The sequence below is a fragment of the Streptomyces sp. AcH 505 genome (assembly GCF_000818175.1).
Lineage (GTDB): Bacteria > Actinomycetota > Actinomycetes > Streptomycetales > Streptomycetaceae > Streptomyces.
Map to the genome: position 1 here is coordinate 5,680,290 of NZ_JTIY01000001.1, position 14,595 is coordinate 5,694,884.

Sequence of the window (14,595 nt, forward strand, 5' to 3'; positions counted from 1 at the left end):
CTGTTCGTAGCGGCGGAACGCCGCCCAGCACACCAGCAGCGCCGCGGCGAAGACCGGCAGCCAGGCCAGCCGGGCGAGGACCCAGCCCGCACCGTCCGGGGCGGTGTGCAGACCCGGCAGCGGCCGGCCGACCAGCAGGCCGGGCGGGGTCAGCCGGCCGTCGCGGGCGGCTGACCGGCCGCCCGCCAGGCGTCGGCGAACTCTCTGAGCGTCTCGAAGCGTTCCGCCGGGTCGAAGCGGACGGCCCGTGCGATCACCGCGAGTTGGGCGGCGTTGCCGCGCCAGGCCGCTTCCTCGTCGCCGGCGTCCAGCAGCAGGCGCGCTGCGCGGCCGAGGGTGAAGACCGTCGTGCGCGCGTCGATGACGGCGCCCCGCTCGGACTCCTCGGGCGCCATGTACCGCCGGGAGCCCGGCAGTCGGTCATGCGACAGCTCGAACGGGCCGGGACGGTACTCGTCGAGGTCGATGAGGTGGAGTTTGCGCTCCGTGAAGTCGTAGAGCAGCGAGGCGTCGTAGAAGTCGACGGCCACCCTGCCCGCGTCCTCGACCGCGAGATGCGCGTCCAGGATCCGGTCCAGGGCCCGCAGCACCTCGGCCACCGGCAGCGCCCGGAACCTGGCCATCGCACTGCCGGGGCTCGTCCGGTCACCGGGCGCGTCGGCGGTGGGCCGGTACAGCACCTCGCCGTCCCGCCAGGGCATCACCACGGCCCAGCGGCCCGCCACCGCGATCCGGTGGACCTGCGGCACGATCGCCGGGTGCCGGATGGCCCGGTGGAAGGCCCAGCCCCGGTCCAGCGACCGCTGGCCGTCCTCCGTCCGCGCCTCCTTGACGAACCAGCGCTTGCCGTCGGTGAGCCGCACGCCGTAGGACACACATCCCGAGTCCTGGCCGCGGAAGGTGGTGAACACCTCGCCCACCCGGCCGAGGAACGGCTCCAGTTCGGGGGTCTCTTGGACTGCCAACAGCGGATGAACGGCCATGCGCTCATCGTGCCATCGGTTGACCTTCCCGCTCACCGGCGCAGACGAACAGTCTCTCCCGTATTCGGGATATATTCTCGAATATGAGAAGCGAGAACGATGTCGAGACCCGGCTGGCCGGTCGGCTCGCCGAACTGCGCGTCGAGCACGGCTGGGCGCTGGACGAACTGGCGGAGCGTACGGGGGTGAGCCGCTCCACCCTCTCGCGGCTGGAGCGTGCCGAGATCAGCCCGACCGCCGCGCTGCTGAACAAGCTGTGCGCCGTGTACGGGCGCACGATGTCCCGGCTGCTGGCCGAGGTGGAGTCGGAGCCGCCCCAACTGGTCAGGGCCGAGCGGCAGTCGCTCTGGCGGGACGAAGCGGCCGGCTTCACCCGTAGATCGGTCTCCCCGCCGCACCCCGGGCTGCGCGGCGAACTGGTCGAGGGCGTGCTGCTGGCGGGCGGCGGCGTCTCGTACGACGAGCCGCCGGTGCCAGGTCTTGAGCAGCACATCTGGGTTCTGGACGGCGCGCTGGAGATCAGCGCGGGCGGCGCGACGCACGAGCTGCGGGCCGGCGACTGTCTGCGCTTCCGGCTGTGGGGCGCCTCCCGGTTCCACTGCCCGGGGCCCGGACCCGTGCGGTACGCCCTGATGATCGTCCTGCCGTGAACGGCTCTGAAATGAAGGGGCCTGAAACGAAGGGGGCTGCCGTGCACACCGTCACTCCGCTCTCCCCGGACGGCTTCGCCGACCGGCTGGACGGGCTGTCCCTGCTGCTCGCCGAGACCGTCGCGGGCGGTGCGTCCGTCGGCTTCCTGGCGCCCCTCGACCGGCGGGCCGCCGCGCGCTGGTGGCGCGACCGTGCCCCTGCCGTGGCCGACGGCGGTCTGCTGGTCTGGGTCGCCGAAGGCCCCGCCGGCGTCACCGGCACCGTCAGCCTGGCCCTCGGCGGCAAGGCGAACGGTCGGCACCGCGCGGAGGTCGTCAAGCTCATGGTGCGGCCCGACGCCCGTGGCCGGGGGCTGGCCCGTACGTTGCTGGCGACCACCGAGCGCGCTGCCGCCCTGGCCGGAATCGCCCTGCTGACCCTGGACACCGAGACCGGCAGCGCCGCCGACCGCCTCTACCGCGCGGCGGGCTGGACCCCGTACGGGCTGGTGCCGGGCTATGCCACCGACCCGTTCGGCACCCTCCAGGACTGCACTTTCTTCTACAAAAGGATCAGCTGAAGAAGCTGCGCCTGCGACCGGTCCACCGGCACCCAAGGGGCTTAGTATGTCGCCTTATCGGCCACGATGTCCGAACACCGGCCCTGGATGGCCGGAAGTCGCCCTGCGTACCGCTATGAGGAATTCATGTACGAACTATTCCGCATAGGGCGCACCCTCCTTATGGTTCAGGACACCCGGGTAGGACTCTGAGATCTCCTCCCCGGGTCACGGCGGGCCGCTGCCCGTTACGTCCACGAGGAGGACAGCGCGATGTATATCGACGTCCACGGGCATGTCACGGCCCCCGACAAGCTCTACGCGTACAAAGCCGGACTTCTCTCCCACCGCGGCGCTCATGGGCGTGGGCGCTCGGGAGTGACCAAGGAACACGTGGTGGAGGCGCTGAACGCACCGCACCCGAGCTTCGGCAACGTCTCGCACCTGCGCCACCTCGACGAGGCCGGGGTGGACATCCAGTTCATCTCACCCCGGCCGTTCCAGATGATGCACAGTGAGAGCCCGGCCAAGCTGGTCGAGTGGTTCACCGAGGAGACCAACGACGTCATCGCGCTGTGCTGCGAGGCCGACAGCCGGTTCCGCGGGGTCGCCGGTATGCCGCAGTCGATGGCGCTCGACCCGGCTGCCTGGACGAAGGAACTGCGCCGCTGCGTGACCGAACTCGGCTTCGTCGGCGCGACGTTGAACACCGACCCGTACGAAGGACTGCAGCCGCCGCCGGCCATCGGCGACCGCTTCTGGTACCCGGTGTGGGAGGCGCTGTGCGAGCTCGACGTGCCGGCGATCATCCACTCGGCCGCCTGCCGGCCCCCGGCCAGGGAAAGCTACTCGCTGCACTTCGTGCAGGAGGAGACCCTGGCCGTCGCCGGACTGCTCCAGTCGACCGTCCTCGACGACTTCCCCGAGCTGAAGATCGTCGTGTCGCACGGCGGCGGCGCCGTGCCGTACCAGAAGGGCCGCTTCTACCCGGCGGCGTTCCGGGCCGGCACCACCTTCGAGGAGCGGCTGCGCCGCCTGTACTACGACACCTGCCTCTACACCCGTGACTCGATCGAGTTCCTGATCCGCACCGTCGGTGTGGACCGCTGTCTGTTCGGCACGGAGAAGCCCGGCACCGGATCGGTGAAGGACCCGGCGACCGGCCGCTGGGTGGACGACATCCATCTGCTGATCCAGGACATCGACTGGCTGACCGACGACGACAGGTCGGCGCTGTTCGAGACCAATGCGGCCAAGCTGTTCCGGCTGGAGGTGTGAGGCACCGTGGCCGAACTCGTACTGGGCGTCGGCACCTCGCACGGGCCGCTGCTGAACACACCGCCGGACGACTGGGATCTGCGGGCCGGCGCCGACCGTGCCAACAAGGCACTGGTCTACCGGGGCGTCGAGTACCCCTACGACGAACTGCTCGCGCTGCGCGCACCGGGCTTCGCCGCTGAGTGCGCGCCGGACGAGCGCCGCCGCCGGCACACCGCGAGCCGCGCCGCCGTCACGGAGCTCGGCAGGCGGATCAAGGACGCGGCCCTCGACGTCCTGGTGGTCGTGAGCAGCGACCACAAGGAAGTCTTCGGCGACGAGCTGCTGCCGCAGTTCGCCGTCTACTGGGGCGACACCATGCGCCACGAGCCCTTCAGCCAGGAGCAGTTGGACGGGATGAAGCCGGGCCTGGCCGTGGCCGAGGTCGCCAACCAGCCCGAGCGCAGCACGGTACGGGCCGGTCATCCCGCCCTCGCCGGACATCTGATCGGCCAGACGTCGGCCGCCGGCTTCGATCCGGCGGCGTCCAAGCACCTGCCGCCGGGGGAGTGGGGCAACTCAGGAATTCCGCACGGCTGGGGCTTCATCTTCCAGCAGGTGCTCGGCGGCCGTGACGTACCGCCGACCGTGCCGGTCTTCGTGAACACCTTCTGGCAGCCCAACCCGCCGTCTGCGGCGCGCTGTTACGACTTCGGTGTGGCGCTCGGCGAGGCGATACGGGCGTTCCCCGAAGGGCTGCGGGTGGGGCTTGTCGCCTCCGGCGGGCTGAGTCACTTCGTCGTGGACGAGGAACTGGACCGCGCCTTCCTCGCCGCCCTGGCGGACCGTGACGCGGAGTACCTGCGGGCGCTGCCGGACGACGTGCTGCGGTCGGGCACCTCCGAACTGCGGAACTGGATCGTGCTGGCCGGCGCGCTGCGGGACACCGCACTCGACGCCGAACTCGTGGACTACCAGCCGTGTTACCGCGCCGAGGCCGGGACCGGCTGTGCGATGGCCTTCATGACCTGGCAGGCTCCCGGCGACAAGGACGGCGCATGACAACGGAACAGGCGCTCACACCGGGCCAGCACGTCACACCGGGCCAGGACGTCACACCGGAGCGGGCCGTCACACCGGAGCCGGCCCCCGTCGATGGTGTGCTCGACCGGCTGCGGGCGCTCGACTCCTGCGCGGTCTCCGACGCGCTCGACGCGTACGGGCTGGCGAGCGTGGTGCTCGGCCCCGCTCCGGTGTGGCAGGTGGACCGGGTGATCGCGGGACGGGTACGTACGGTGACGGCGGGGCCGCGCCGCTCGGACCGGCCCGCCGGGCACATCGCGGCCGCGGCCGTGGACATCTCGGGCCCTGACGATGTGATCGTCATCGCCAACGACGGCCGGCTGGACGTCTCCTGCTGGGGCGGGATCCTCAGCAGGGCCGCTGTCGCCAGAGGCGTCGCCGGAGTCGTGGTCGACGGTGCCTGCCGGGACGCGAGCGAGAGCCGCGACCTCGGGATGCCGGTCTTCGCACGGGCCGTCGTGCCGGTCAGCGCGCGCGGCCGGGTGGTGCAACTCGCCATGGACGAGACGATCCGGTTCGGCGAGATCGATGTCGGTCCGGGGGACTTCGTCATCGCCGACGGCAACGGCGTCGCCTTCGTACCCGGCCAGGACGCCGAGCGGATCGTCGCGTTCGCCGAGCGGATCGTCGCCAGGGAGGCCGCCATGGCCGAAGCGGTCGACCGGGGACGGCCGGTGGCCGACGTGATGCACGACAGTCAGTTTCCCGCGACCGAGGAGTCCGGCTCGTGACCGATCAACTCAGCCCCCGTGGAACCGCCGACGGGACCGAGCCCGGGACAGGGCCCGGCCATCCGCTGCGCGGCTACTCGACCGCGACCGTCTCCGACGCCCTCGACCGGATCGGCAGGGCCGGATGTCTGCACGGCATCGGCCAGCTCACCCCCGGCACGCGCGTCTTCGGCCGCGCCTACACCGTCTCGTACATGGCCGCAGGACATCCGGCGGGCACGGTGGGCGACTATCTGGACGACGTGCGCCCCGGTGAGGTGGCCGTACTCGACAACGGCGGGCGCACCGACTGCACGGTGTGGGGCGACATCCTCACCGCGATGGCCGACGACCGCGGGGTGGCCGGCACCCTGATCGACGGTGTCTGCCGCGATGTGCACCGGGCCCTCGGCGTCGGCTATCCCCTCTTCACCCGGGGCCGTTACATGCGCACCGGCAAGGACCGGGTCGAGGTACGGGACGTCCAGTGCCCGGTCAGCGTCGCCGGGGTCCAGATCGCGCCCGGCCAGCTGATCATCGCCGACGACGACGGAGCGGTGACCGTACCGCTCGACGTCGAGGACGAACTCGCCGACATCTGCCGCACCATCCACGAGCGCGAGGAGCGCATCGTCGAGGACGTGCTGGCCGGCAGTTCGCTTGCCGCGGCGCGGGCCGCCCACGGATACCACCTGCTGCAGAGGAACCAGGCATGACGACCGCCGCTTCGGAACACACCGACACACCGCACACCGACACACCGCACACCGACATCACCCCCACGGACACCACGCACACCGACATCTCACCCACCGACGCCGCCGCTCTCTCGCGGCTCGGCACCGCCACGCTCTACGAGGCATCGGGGCTCGACTGCTACCTCCCGCCGCGCGTCCGCCCGGTGTGGCCGGGCGCCGCCGTGGTCGGCCGTGCGCTGCCCGTCTCCACCGCGCCCGCCGACAACCTCCCCCTGCACCTCGCACTCGAACAGGCGCTGCCCGGCGACGTGCTGGTGGTCGACGGCCGACAGGAGGCCTGCGGTTACTGGGGCGAGGTGCTCACGGCGGCCGCGCAGGCGCGCGGGGTGCTCGGGCTCGTGATCGACGGCGGGGTACGGGACACCGACCAGCTGCGCCGGCGCGGCTTTCCCGTGTTCAGTTCCTCGGTGGCCGTGCGCACCACGGTCAAGAACGACCCGGGCACCGTCGGTTCCCCCGTCACCCTGGGCCTCGCCACCGTCAACCGGGGCGATCTCGTCGTGGCCGACGCCGACGGTGTGGTGGTGATCCCCCGGGCCGCCACCGCGGACGTCCTGGCGGGCGGCCTCGCGCGCGAGGCGGCGGAGGCGCGCTACATGAGCCGGATCGCCGAGGGTGAACTGACCCTGGACATCTACGGCTTCCGGCCGGACCCGACGGACTGAGCCGGCCATGAACGATCCTGATCCCCTCGCCGCGCGTGCGCTGCTGGTCCGACAGGTACGCCTGGAGGCCACCGGTGTCGTATCCCTGACCCTGACCGATCCGGCCGGCGGCCGGCTGCCGCCCTGGACACCCGGCGCGCACATCGATCTCACACTCCCCAGCGGCACGGTCCGGCAGTACTCCCTGTGCGGGCCGCTGGACGACCCGTACTCCTACACCGTCGCCGTGCTGCGCGAGCAGAACGGCAGGGGCGGCTCGGCGGAAGTGCACGAGACGGCGCTGGTCGGCAGGACACTGCGGATACGCGGGCCCCGCAACCACTTCGCACTGGTCGACGCCCCGCACTATCTGCTGCTGGCCGGCGGTATCGGGATCACCCCGATCCTGGCCATGGTCCGCCGGCTCGTGGCCGATGGTGCCTCGTGGGAGTTGCACTACGGCGGACGCACCCGGGCCGGCATGGCGTTCACCGGAACGCTGGCCACACTCGGCGCGGGGCGCGTCCATGTCGTACCGCAGGACGAGCACGGCATCCTGCCGGTGCCCTCCCTGGTCGGGGCAGCGCCGTCGGGCGCCGCCGTGTACTGCTGCGGCCCCGAGGGCATGGTGCGCGCCGTCACCGAGGCGTGTGCGCTCGCCGCACCCGGGGCCCTGCACATCGAACGGTTCGGCGCACCGCCCGGTGTGCCGGCGACGGCGCCCGGACCGCCGGTGGGCGCCGGTGGTTTCAAGGTCGAACTGCGCCGCAGCGGTGTGACGCTGGACGTCCCACCGGACCGCACCCTGCTGGACGTCGCCCGCGAGGTCGTACCCGACGTGGGGTTCTCCTGCGAGGAGGGCTACTGCGGCTCGTGCGAGACGAAGGTGCTCGGCGGTGTGCCGGAACACCACGACACCGTGCTGTCGGCCGAGGAGCGCGAGCGGGGCGACACAATGATGATCTGCGTCGGCCGGTCCGCCTCCCGGCTGCTCACACTCGACCTCTGAACCAATACCTCTGACCTGGGGCTTCGGGTCACAGTTCCACACTGAAGAACTGTTGTGACAACTATTTCTGTATGAGGGATTCCTGGTTAGTGTCATGCCAATCAGGACCGAGCCGAGGAGTGCAGATGTCTATGAGGGCGACCACGCCGGACCGCCTCAAAGGCCCCACCGCGGACCCGGCGGACCAGAATGCGGCCGAGCCCGCCGCTCAGCTCCGACTGTCCGGTGTGACACGGAAGTTCGACGACGTCATCGCTGTCGACCGGATCGACCTCGACGTCAGGCCGGGCGAGATATTCGCGCTCCTCGGCCCGAGCGGCTGCGGCAAGAGCACATCGCTGCGGATGGTGGCGGGTCTTGAGAAGATCGACGAGGGCTCGATCGCCATGCGGGGCAACACACTTGCCGACGCCGGGCAGGGCACGTTCCTGCCGTCGGAGAAGCGCAACATCGCGATGGTGTTCCAGTCCTACGCGATCTGGCCGCACATGACGGTCGCCCAGAACGTCGGCTTCCCGCTGCGGATGCGCCGGGTCAAGCGCGCCGAACGGCGCCGCAGGGTCGAGGAGATCCTGGAGATCACCGGCCTCGGCGCGATGGCCGACCGCCCCGCGACCCTGCTCTCCGGCGGTCAGCAGCAGCGGGTCGCGCTCGCCAGGGCGCTCGTCTACACCCCCGATCTGCTGCTGCTCGACGAGCCGTTGTCGAACCTGGACGCCAAACTGCGCACCCAGATGCGCCGGGAGATCCGCAGGCTCAACCAGGAACTGGGCATCACGATGCTCTTCGTCACGCACGACCAGGACGAGGCACTGTCCCTGGCCGACCGGCTCGCGGTGATGAACAAGGGCAAGATCGAGCAGGTCGGCCGGCCCACCGAGCTGTACGAGCACCCGAAGACACCGTTCGTACGGGACTTCCTCGGCCGGCTCGTCGTGGTCGAGGGCGTGGTCACCGGCGACACCGGCAAGGGCCGCATCCTGCTCGACACCGGCGCGCTGCGGGTGGGCGAGATCGTCGGCGCCGATGTGCCGGCCGGACTCGGCGAAGGCGACCGGGTGGGTGTGCACCTGCGCCCCGAGGACGTCGACATCAAGGCCGCCGGTGTGGCCGGACCGGCACCGAACCAGGTGGCGGGGCGGGTGCTGTCGTCCGTCTACCTCGGCGACAGCTTCGAGTACGTACTCGACATCGCCGGATCCAACGTCCTGCTCAGCGCGCCGCGCAGGGTCGTCCATCAGCCGGGTGACGAGGTCGTCGTCGAGGTCGACCCGCAGCGCGCGATGGTGTGGCCGCTGTGACCGGCCTGCTGCCGCCGGTGACCCCGGAGGAGACCGAGTCGCTGCCCGCGCCGGTACGCACCCTGATACGCGCCCGCCGCTCGAGCGGCTCACGCCTCGCCGGCATCGTCTTCCTGCTGCTGGTCGCCGCCGTGACCGTCGTGCCCGTCGCGCTGCTGCTGTTCAACAGCCTCAACGTGGCGGGGCCGGGCGACCCCGCGTCCTACGGCCTGGACAACTGGCGCCACGCCTTCGCCAACGGCACGCTGTGGCACTCGGGATGGAACACACTGCGGCTCGCCGTACCGCGCGTGCTCATCGGTATGGTCATCGCCACCGTCATCTCCTGGCTCATCGCCCGAACCGACATGCCGGGCGCCAAGATCATCGAAGTCTTCCTCTGGTTCTCGTTCTTCATCCCGTCCCTGTCGATGACCCTCGGCTGGATCCTGCTCCTCGACCCGGCCAACGGCGTCGCCAACCAGGTGGTCAGAATGATCCCGGGGCTCGGTGACATCACCAACGGCCCGTTCAACATCTACAGTTACTGGGGCATCATCTGGGCCCACCTCACCACGACGACCGTCCCCATCATGGTGATCCTGCTGGTGCCGGCCTTCCGCAGGATGAGCCGGTCCATGGAGGAGGCGGCGCAGATCTGCGGCGCCAGCCGGCTCCGTACGCTCGTCCTCATCACCGTGCCCGTGATGCGGCCCGCCATCGTCGCCGCCACCCTGCTCAGCTTCGTCTACTCGCTGAAGACCTTCGAGATCGAGCTGCTGCTGGGCACCCCGATCGGGCTGAACGTCTACTCGACGCAGATCTACAACTGGCTGCAGAACTCACCACCCGAGTTCGGCACGGCCACCGCCCTCGGCTCGGTCTTCATCCCGATCCTCATCATGCTGGCGATCATGCAGCGGCTCGCCACCCGCAGTCGCAGCTACATCACCGTCGGCGCGCACACCTTCAACGACGAGCCGATCCGGCTCGGCCGGGTACGCCGCTGGGTCGTCGCCGGATCGCTCTCGCTGTACGCCGTCATCACCGTCGTGCTGCCGATGGGCGCCATCCTGCTCGGCTCCTTCATGCGCAGGTTCGGCTTCTTCCAGCTCAAGAACCCCTTCACCACGGCGCACTGGTCGGCCCTGTTCAACGACAACCTGTTCGCCTCGTCCGTGCGCAACACACTGATCATCGGTGTGCTCGCCACCCTCATCGGTGTGCTGGTCTACTTCGTCATCGCCTTCGCCGTGGTCCGCAGCACCCTGCCGACCCGGGGCGGCATCGACGTGATGGCCTGGCTGCCGGCCGCCGTCCCCGGCATGCTGCTCGGTCTCGGCCTGCTGTGGGTCTACCTCGGCACCCCGCTGCGCACCGTCCTCTACGGCAATCTCTTCGGGCTGATCATCGCGCTGGTCATCAGCCATATGGCCACCGGTACCCAGCAGTTGAAGGCGGCCATCGCCCAGATCAGTCCCGACCTGGACCGGGCGGCCCGCATCTGCGGCGCCAGCCAGCTCCGCAGCTACGCCCATATCCTCCTCCCGCTGCTCGGCCCCTCGGTGGCCGCGGCGGGAGTGCTCACCTTCCACGCGGCGGTGAGCGACGTCAGCACGGTCGTGCTGCTCAGCAGCAACGACTCCAGGCCCCTGTCGATCCTGCTCCTGGAGTACAGCACCAGCGGTGTGCTCGAACAGGCATCGGTCCTGGGCGTCCTCATCAGCATGCTCACGGTCGGGGTGGCCCTGCTGGCCCGCGCGCTGAGCGGCAGCCGGCTGCGCAAGGCGCGTCCGCGCCGCCGCGACAGCCGCGCGCCGGGCAGTACGCCGGGCCGCGCGCCGCGGAACCCCCGCCCCACAACGAAAGCAGGTGCGTCATCAACAGATTCCTCGCTCACCGTAACTGGAAGCTGATCTGCGCGGGCACGGTGGTGGCCCTCGCGGCCACCGCGTGCGGCGGCGGTTCGTCCGACGACTCCGGATCCACCACCCTCGGCGCCTCGGGCAAGGTCGACAGCGCCTGCCCGGCCCCCTCCGGGACGCTGGCGGCGGCGGCCAAGAAGGAGGGCAAGGTCGTCATGTCGGGCTCGCCCACCGACACCATCCGCCAGCAGCTGCCGCAGGCGTTCCAGCAGACCTACGGGGTGAAACTCGACTACATCGGCACCAGCGGCAAGGACAACGCCGCCCGGCTGCTGTCCGAGCGTAAGGCCGGGATCTACTCCCAGGACGTGTTCGTCGGCGGCGCCGACACCATGGCCAACACGTACCACGCACAGAAGTGGATCACCCCGCTCACCAAGGTGCTGACCCCGGCGGAGCTCGACCCCAAGTCCTGGCGCGGCGGCACGGTGCCGTTCGTCGACCCGGACAAGGAGATCCTCAGCATCAGCCGCTACGTCAGCGTCCCCGTCGTCATCAACACCGACAAGGTGAAGCCCGACGAGATCAAGACCTGGAAGGACCTGCTCGACCCGAAGTGGAAGGGCAAGATCGCCACGATCGACCCGCGCAGCCCCGGCGGCGCGATCTACAACGTCGGTATGTTCCAGGCGGCACCCGGCTACGGCGACGCGTTCGTCAAGCAGCTCTACAAGGACCAGCAGCCGGTGCTCATCACCGACTCCCGGCAGGGCACCGACGACCTGGCGCGCGGCAAGTACCCGATCGCCCTCGCCCTCGGCCAGCTCGACGTCGCCAAGGCCATGGACGACGGACTGCCCATCCAGGTCGTCGCGCCCGATCTGCAGCAGACCACCAGCGGGTTCGGCTTCCTGGCCGTCTCGGACAAGCCCCCGCACCCGAACGGCGCCAAGCTGCTCGCCCAGTGGCTGGCCTGCCCCGACGGCAACAAGGCGTGGAACACCGCGTACGGCAGCTCCAGCACCCGCACCGACGTGAAGCCGCCGGCCAGCCTGCCGGAGTGGGAGGTGCCGAAGGACGGTGTGACGTACTTCGACACCAACTCGTGGGAATTCCTCACCCAGGGTGTCGCGAAGGCGACGACCTTGATCAAGAGCCTCATCGGTGCCAACTAACCCACACACAGCACCGCCGACAAGGAGAACACGCATGACCACCGCCGAGACCGAGCTGCCCGACATCAAACGCCCGACGGCCTACGAACAGTGGCTGACGGACGAGGGACTGAAGGTCGTGGAGGGGCTGTTCATCCAGGACCTGCGCACCGTCGAACTCGGCGACTGGGCACGGCGCGGCTGCCGGGCGGCCGTCGCCAGGCTGGAGGGCACCGAGGACGTCAACGACGCCCACATCATCGAGATAGCCCCCGGCGGGCAGGTGGCACCGGAACGGCATCTGTACGAGGAGATCACCTACGTGGTCGCCGGCCGGGGCTCCACGAAGGTGTGGAACGCGGCGGGTACGGAGACCAGCTTCGAGTGGAACACCGGCAGTGTGTTCTCCGTACCGCTCAACGCCCACGCCCAGCACTTCAACGGCAGCGGGTCGGAGCCGGCCCGCTTCTACACCGTCACCAGCGCACCGCTCGTGATGCGGATGTTCCACAACCGTTCGTTCATCTACGACTGCGACTTCGACTTCACCGACCGGTTCGGCTCCGACAAGGACGACTTCAGCGGCGCCGGCACCGCGTACCGGTCCCGGGTCTGGGAGAGCAGATTCATCCCGGACGCCGCCGACATCGAACTCAAGTCATGGGCGGCGCGCGGCGCGGGCGGCTCCAACGTCATGCTGGAGATCGCCGACAACAGCCTCTGCGGCCATGTCTCGCAGTTCCCGACCGGAACGTACAAGAAGGCTCACCGGCACAACGCCGGCGCCCATGTCATCATCCTCGGCGGCACCGGCTTCTCGCTGCTGTGGCGTGAGGGCGAGCCGGTCCGCAAGGTGGACTGGCAGCAGGGCTCGATCGTCGTACCGCCCGACCGGTGGTTCCACCAGCACTTCAACACCGGTACCACGCCCGCCCGTTACCTGGCCCTGCGGTGGGGCAGCAAGAAGTACCCGCTGTTCAAGCAGTTCCTCATCGACCGCCCCACCACCGAGGGCGGCGACCAGATCGAGTACCAGGACGAGGATCCCTCGGTGCGTGCCACCTTCGAGGCCGAACTGGCCAAGAACGGCGCGAAGAGCCGGATGGACGAGGTCTACGCCAGGGCCCGGCAATGATCACCCTGGAGCGCAGCTTCGAGGAGGACTTCCGGCCTGCCACCGACGGGCAGACGCTGACGGTCGACTTCTGGAGCTATCTCAACGCGCTCCAGGCACGGCTCGGCTGGGGCGCGGCCGACGACAGGGCCTGGGGCTATCTGGAGGAGCTGGAACGCGACATCGAGCCGCTCATCGAGCGCCTCCCCGACGCGGCGGCGGCGCCGTACCTGCGGCGGATCGCCGACAGCTGGACAGCGGGCGGCGAAGGGGAGCGCGGCGCCCTGCGGCGCGACGTCGCCGCCATGCTGCGGCAGGCCCTGCGGAACCAAGAGGAGCATGATCATGATCAGTGAAGCCGAGAACGAGTTTCTCACCCGCGTCGGCCCCGGCACCCCGATGGGCGACCTGCTGCGCCGCTACTGGCAGCCCGTCGCCGTCACCGCCGACCTCTCCCCGGACAAACGCACCAAGCGGATCCGGGTCATGGGCGAGGACCTGGTGCTCTATCTGACGGAGGAGAACGGCTACGCCCTGGTCGCCGAGTCGTGCGCGCACCGGCGGGTCTCGCTCTACTACGGCTTCGTCGAGGGCTGTGAGATCCGCTGCCCGTACCACGGCTGGAAGTACGACAGCACGGGGCAGTGCCTGGAGCAGCCCTTCGAGCAGGACAACCGGCGGGCCCGCGAGCGCGCCAGGATCGCCGCCTATCCGGTACGGGCCTACCGCGGGCTGCTCTTCGCCTACCTCGGTCCCGGCGAGCCGCCCGTGCTGCCGCGGTGGGACGTGCTGGACCGCCGCGACGGCAAGCTCACCCTCTTCATCGAGCAGGAGCTGCAGTGCAACTGGCTCCAGCCGATGGAGAACGCCGTCGACACCGTGCACACCTTCTGGCTGCACGGCCACACCATGAAGGTGAAGGGCATCGACCGGGGCAGCTACTACTACCGCCCCATCGAGAAGTACTCGTTCGAGCAGTTCGAGTGGGGCATCATCAAGCGCCGGGTCTACCGCGACACCACCGGGGCCGTGGAGGAGGAGACCGGCCATCCGCTGGTCTTCCCCAACATCCTGCGGCTGCCCGAGGGCCCGTTGCAGGCCCTGCACTGGCGGGTGCCCGTCGACGACGAACACACCATGATCATCAGGGCCGGGCTGCTGCCGGACAAGCCGGGTGCGGAGCGGGTCCACGACGAGGAGCCCGAGGTGGTGCGCATCCCGCCGGAGACGACCCCCGAAGGCGATCACGCGATGAACACCTTCACCAGCCAGGACCGGATGGCCTGGGAGACCCAGGGCGCCGTCTACGACCGTACGAAGGAGATGCTGGGCGCCGAGGACAAGGGCATCGCCATGTACCGCAGGCTGCTGCGGCAGCAGGTCGAGCTGATCCAGGCGGGCGAGGACCCGATGGCGCTGATCCGGGACCCCGCCCAGGCGGTGGTCACCTTCGACGTCTCCCGTGGCCAGGCCCGGGTCGCGGTCACCGAAGGCCGGGTCTGATGACGGCGCCGGCCGAGCGGATCGCCGCGGGCGAGCCGGTCGTGGC

The 14,595-nt window shown here is 70.0% G+C and carries 15 protein-coding genes and 1 pseudogene; 14 read left to right on the plus strand and 2 right to left on the minus strand.

Annotated features, from left to right (window positions below):
- Window positions 1-141, minus strand: a pseudogene (locus HY68_RS45460) (acyltransferase); the annotation flags it as partial.
- Window positions 142-149: 8 nt separating this feature from the next.
- Window positions 150-983: a serine/threonine protein kinase gene (locus tag HY68_RS25485; protein ID WP_041992776.1), complete on the minus strand. Its 834-nt coding sequence runs from the start codon at window positions 981-983 to the stop codon at window positions 150-152.
- An 83-nt stretch (window positions 984-1,066) separates the two neighbouring features.
- Between HY68_RS25485 and HY68_RS25490 the strand changes: the two genes are divergently transcribed.
- From HY68_RS25490 to HY68_RS25555, 14 genes are all read left to right on the plus strand, one after another.
- Window positions 1,067-1,633, plus strand: coding sequence for an XRE family transcriptional regulator (locus tag HY68_RS25490; RefSeq protein ID WP_041992778.1), 567 nt, complete (start codon window positions 1,067-1,069; stop codon window positions 1,631-1,633).
- A gap of 41 nt (window positions 1,634-1,674) precedes the next feature.
- Window positions 1,675-2,193: a GNAT family N-acetyltransferase gene (locus HY68_RS25495; RefSeq protein ID WP_041992782.1), complete on the plus strand. Its 519-nt coding sequence runs from the start codon at window positions 1,675-1,677 to the stop codon at window positions 2,191-2,193.
- Window positions 2,194-2,445: 252 nt separating this feature from the next.
- On the plus strand, window positions 2,446-3,450 hold the full coding sequence (locus HY68_RS25500) for an amidohydrolase family protein (RefSeq protein ID WP_041992784.1): 1,005 nt from the start codon (window positions 2,446-2,448) through the stop codon (window positions 3,448-3,450).
- A 6-nt stretch (window positions 3,451-3,456) separates the two neighbouring features.
- A complete protein-coding gene (locus HY68_RS25505; RefSeq protein WP_041992788.1) occupies window positions 3,457-4,491 on the plus strand; it encodes a hypothetical protein in 1,035 nt (344 codons plus the stop codon).
- Window positions 4,488-5,243, plus strand: a complete 756-nt coding sequence (locus tag HY68_RS25510) for a 4-carboxy-4-hydroxy-2-oxoadipate aldolase/oxaloacetate decarboxylase (RefSeq protein WP_078863777.1) — start codon at window positions 4,488-4,490, stop codon at window positions 5,241-5,243. Before HY68_RS25505 ends, HY68_RS25510 begins: the two co-directional genes overlap by 4 nt.
- The gene (locus tag HY68_RS25515; RefSeq protein ID WP_241778676.1) at window positions 5,240-5,938 is read left to right on the plus strand and encodes an RraA family protein; all 699 of its coding nucleotides are present in this window, start codon (window positions 5,240-5,242) and stop codon (window positions 5,936-5,938) included. The genes HY68_RS25510 and HY68_RS25515 overlap by 4 nt, the downstream gene beginning before the upstream one ends.
- Window positions 5,935-6,645 carry a 4-carboxy-4-hydroxy-2-oxoadipate aldolase/oxaloacetate decarboxylase gene (locus tag HY68_RS25520; protein ID WP_078863778.1) on the plus strand — a complete coding sequence of 237 codons (711 nt, stop codon included), beginning with the start codon at window positions 5,935-5,937 and terminating at the stop codon, window positions 6,643-6,645. Before HY68_RS25515 ends, HY68_RS25520 begins: the two co-directional genes overlap by 4 nt.
- Before the next feature lie 7 nt (window positions 6,646-6,652).
- Window positions 6,653-7,633 (plus strand): PDR/VanB family oxidoreductase, encoded by a 981-nt coding sequence (locus HY68_RS25525; RefSeq protein ID WP_041992791.1) that lies wholly within the window; start codon window positions 6,653-6,655, stop codon window positions 7,631-7,633.
- Window positions 7,634-7,758: 125 nt separating this feature from the next.
- Complete coding sequence (locus HY68_RS25530; protein ID WP_241778677.1) at window positions 7,759-8,934, plus strand: ABC transporter ATP-binding protein; 1,176 nt, start codon at window positions 7,759-7,761, stop codon at window positions 8,932-8,934.
- Window positions 8,931-10,829 carry an iron ABC transporter permease gene (locus tag HY68_RS25535; RefSeq protein WP_157874387.1) on the plus strand — a complete coding sequence of 633 codons (1,899 nt, stop codon included), beginning with the start codon at window positions 8,931-8,933 and terminating at the stop codon, window positions 10,827-10,829. Before HY68_RS25530 ends, HY68_RS25535 begins: the two co-directional genes overlap by 4 nt.
- A gap of 17 nt (window positions 10,830-10,846) precedes the next feature.
- Complete coding sequence (locus tag HY68_RS25540) at window positions 10,847-11,953, plus strand: extracellular solute-binding protein (protein ID WP_041992798.1); 1,107 nt, start codon at window positions 10,847-10,849, stop codon at window positions 11,951-11,953.
- A 34-nt stretch (window positions 11,954-11,987) separates the two neighbouring features.
- A complete protein-coding gene (locus tag HY68_RS25545; protein WP_041992801.1) occupies window positions 11,988-13,067 on the plus strand; it encodes a cupin domain-containing protein in 1,080 nt (359 codons plus the stop codon).
- Window positions 13,064-13,402, plus strand: a complete 339-nt coding sequence (locus tag HY68_RS25550; RefSeq protein ID WP_041992804.1) for a hypothetical protein — start codon at window positions 13,064-13,066, stop codon at window positions 13,400-13,402. Before HY68_RS25545 ends, HY68_RS25550 begins: the two co-directional genes overlap by 4 nt.
- Window positions 13,392-14,549, plus strand: coding sequence for a Rieske 2Fe-2S domain-containing protein (locus HY68_RS25555; RefSeq protein ID WP_041992806.1), 1,158 nt, complete (start codon window positions 13,392-13,394; stop codon window positions 14,547-14,549). Before HY68_RS25550 ends, HY68_RS25555 begins: the two co-directional genes overlap by 11 nt.
- Window positions 14,550-14,595: the final 46 nt, after the last annotated feature.

Excerpts from the sequence above, each read along its gene's own strand:
- HY68_RS25530 (WP_241778677.1), top strand. The coding sequence starts at position 7,759 with ATGTCTATGAGGGCGACCACGCCGGACCGCCTCAAAGGCCCCACCGCG.
- HY68_RS25500 (WP_041992784.1), top strand. The coding sequence starts at position 2,446 with ATGTATATCGACGTCCACGGGCATGTCACGGCCCCCGACAAGCTCTAC.
- HY68_RS25490 (WP_041992778.1), top strand. The coding sequence starts at position 1,067 with ATGAGAAGCGAGAACGATGTCGAGACCCGGCTGGCCGGTCGGCTCGCC.
- HY68_RS25520 (WP_078863778.1), top strand. The coding sequence starts at position 5,935 with ATGACGACCGCCGCTTCGGAACACACCGACACACCGCACACCGACACA.
- HY68_RS25555 (WP_041992806.1), top strand. The coding sequence starts at position 13,392 with ATGATCAGTGAAGCCGAGAACGAGTTTCTCACCCGCGTCGGCCCCGGC.
- HY68_RS25525 (WP_041992791.1), top strand. The coding sequence starts at position 6,653 with ATGAACGATCCTGATCCCCTCGCCGCGCGTGCGCTGCTGGTCCGACAG.
- HY68_RS25485 (WP_041992776.1), bottom strand. The coding sequence starts at position 983 with ATGGCCGTTCATCCGCTGTTGGCAGTCCAAGAGACCCCCGAACTGGAG.
- HY68_RS25510 (WP_078863777.1), top strand. The coding sequence starts at position 4,488 with ATGACAACGGAACAGGCGCTCACACCGGGCCAGCACGTCACACCGGGC.
- HY68_RS25550 (WP_041992804.1), top strand. The coding sequence starts at position 13,064 with ATGATCACCCTGGAGCGCAGCTTCGAGGAGGACTTCCGGCCTGCCACC.
- HY68_RS25545 (WP_041992801.1), top strand. The coding sequence starts at position 11,988 with ATGACCACCGCCGAGACCGAGCTGCCCGACATCAAACGCCCGACGGCC.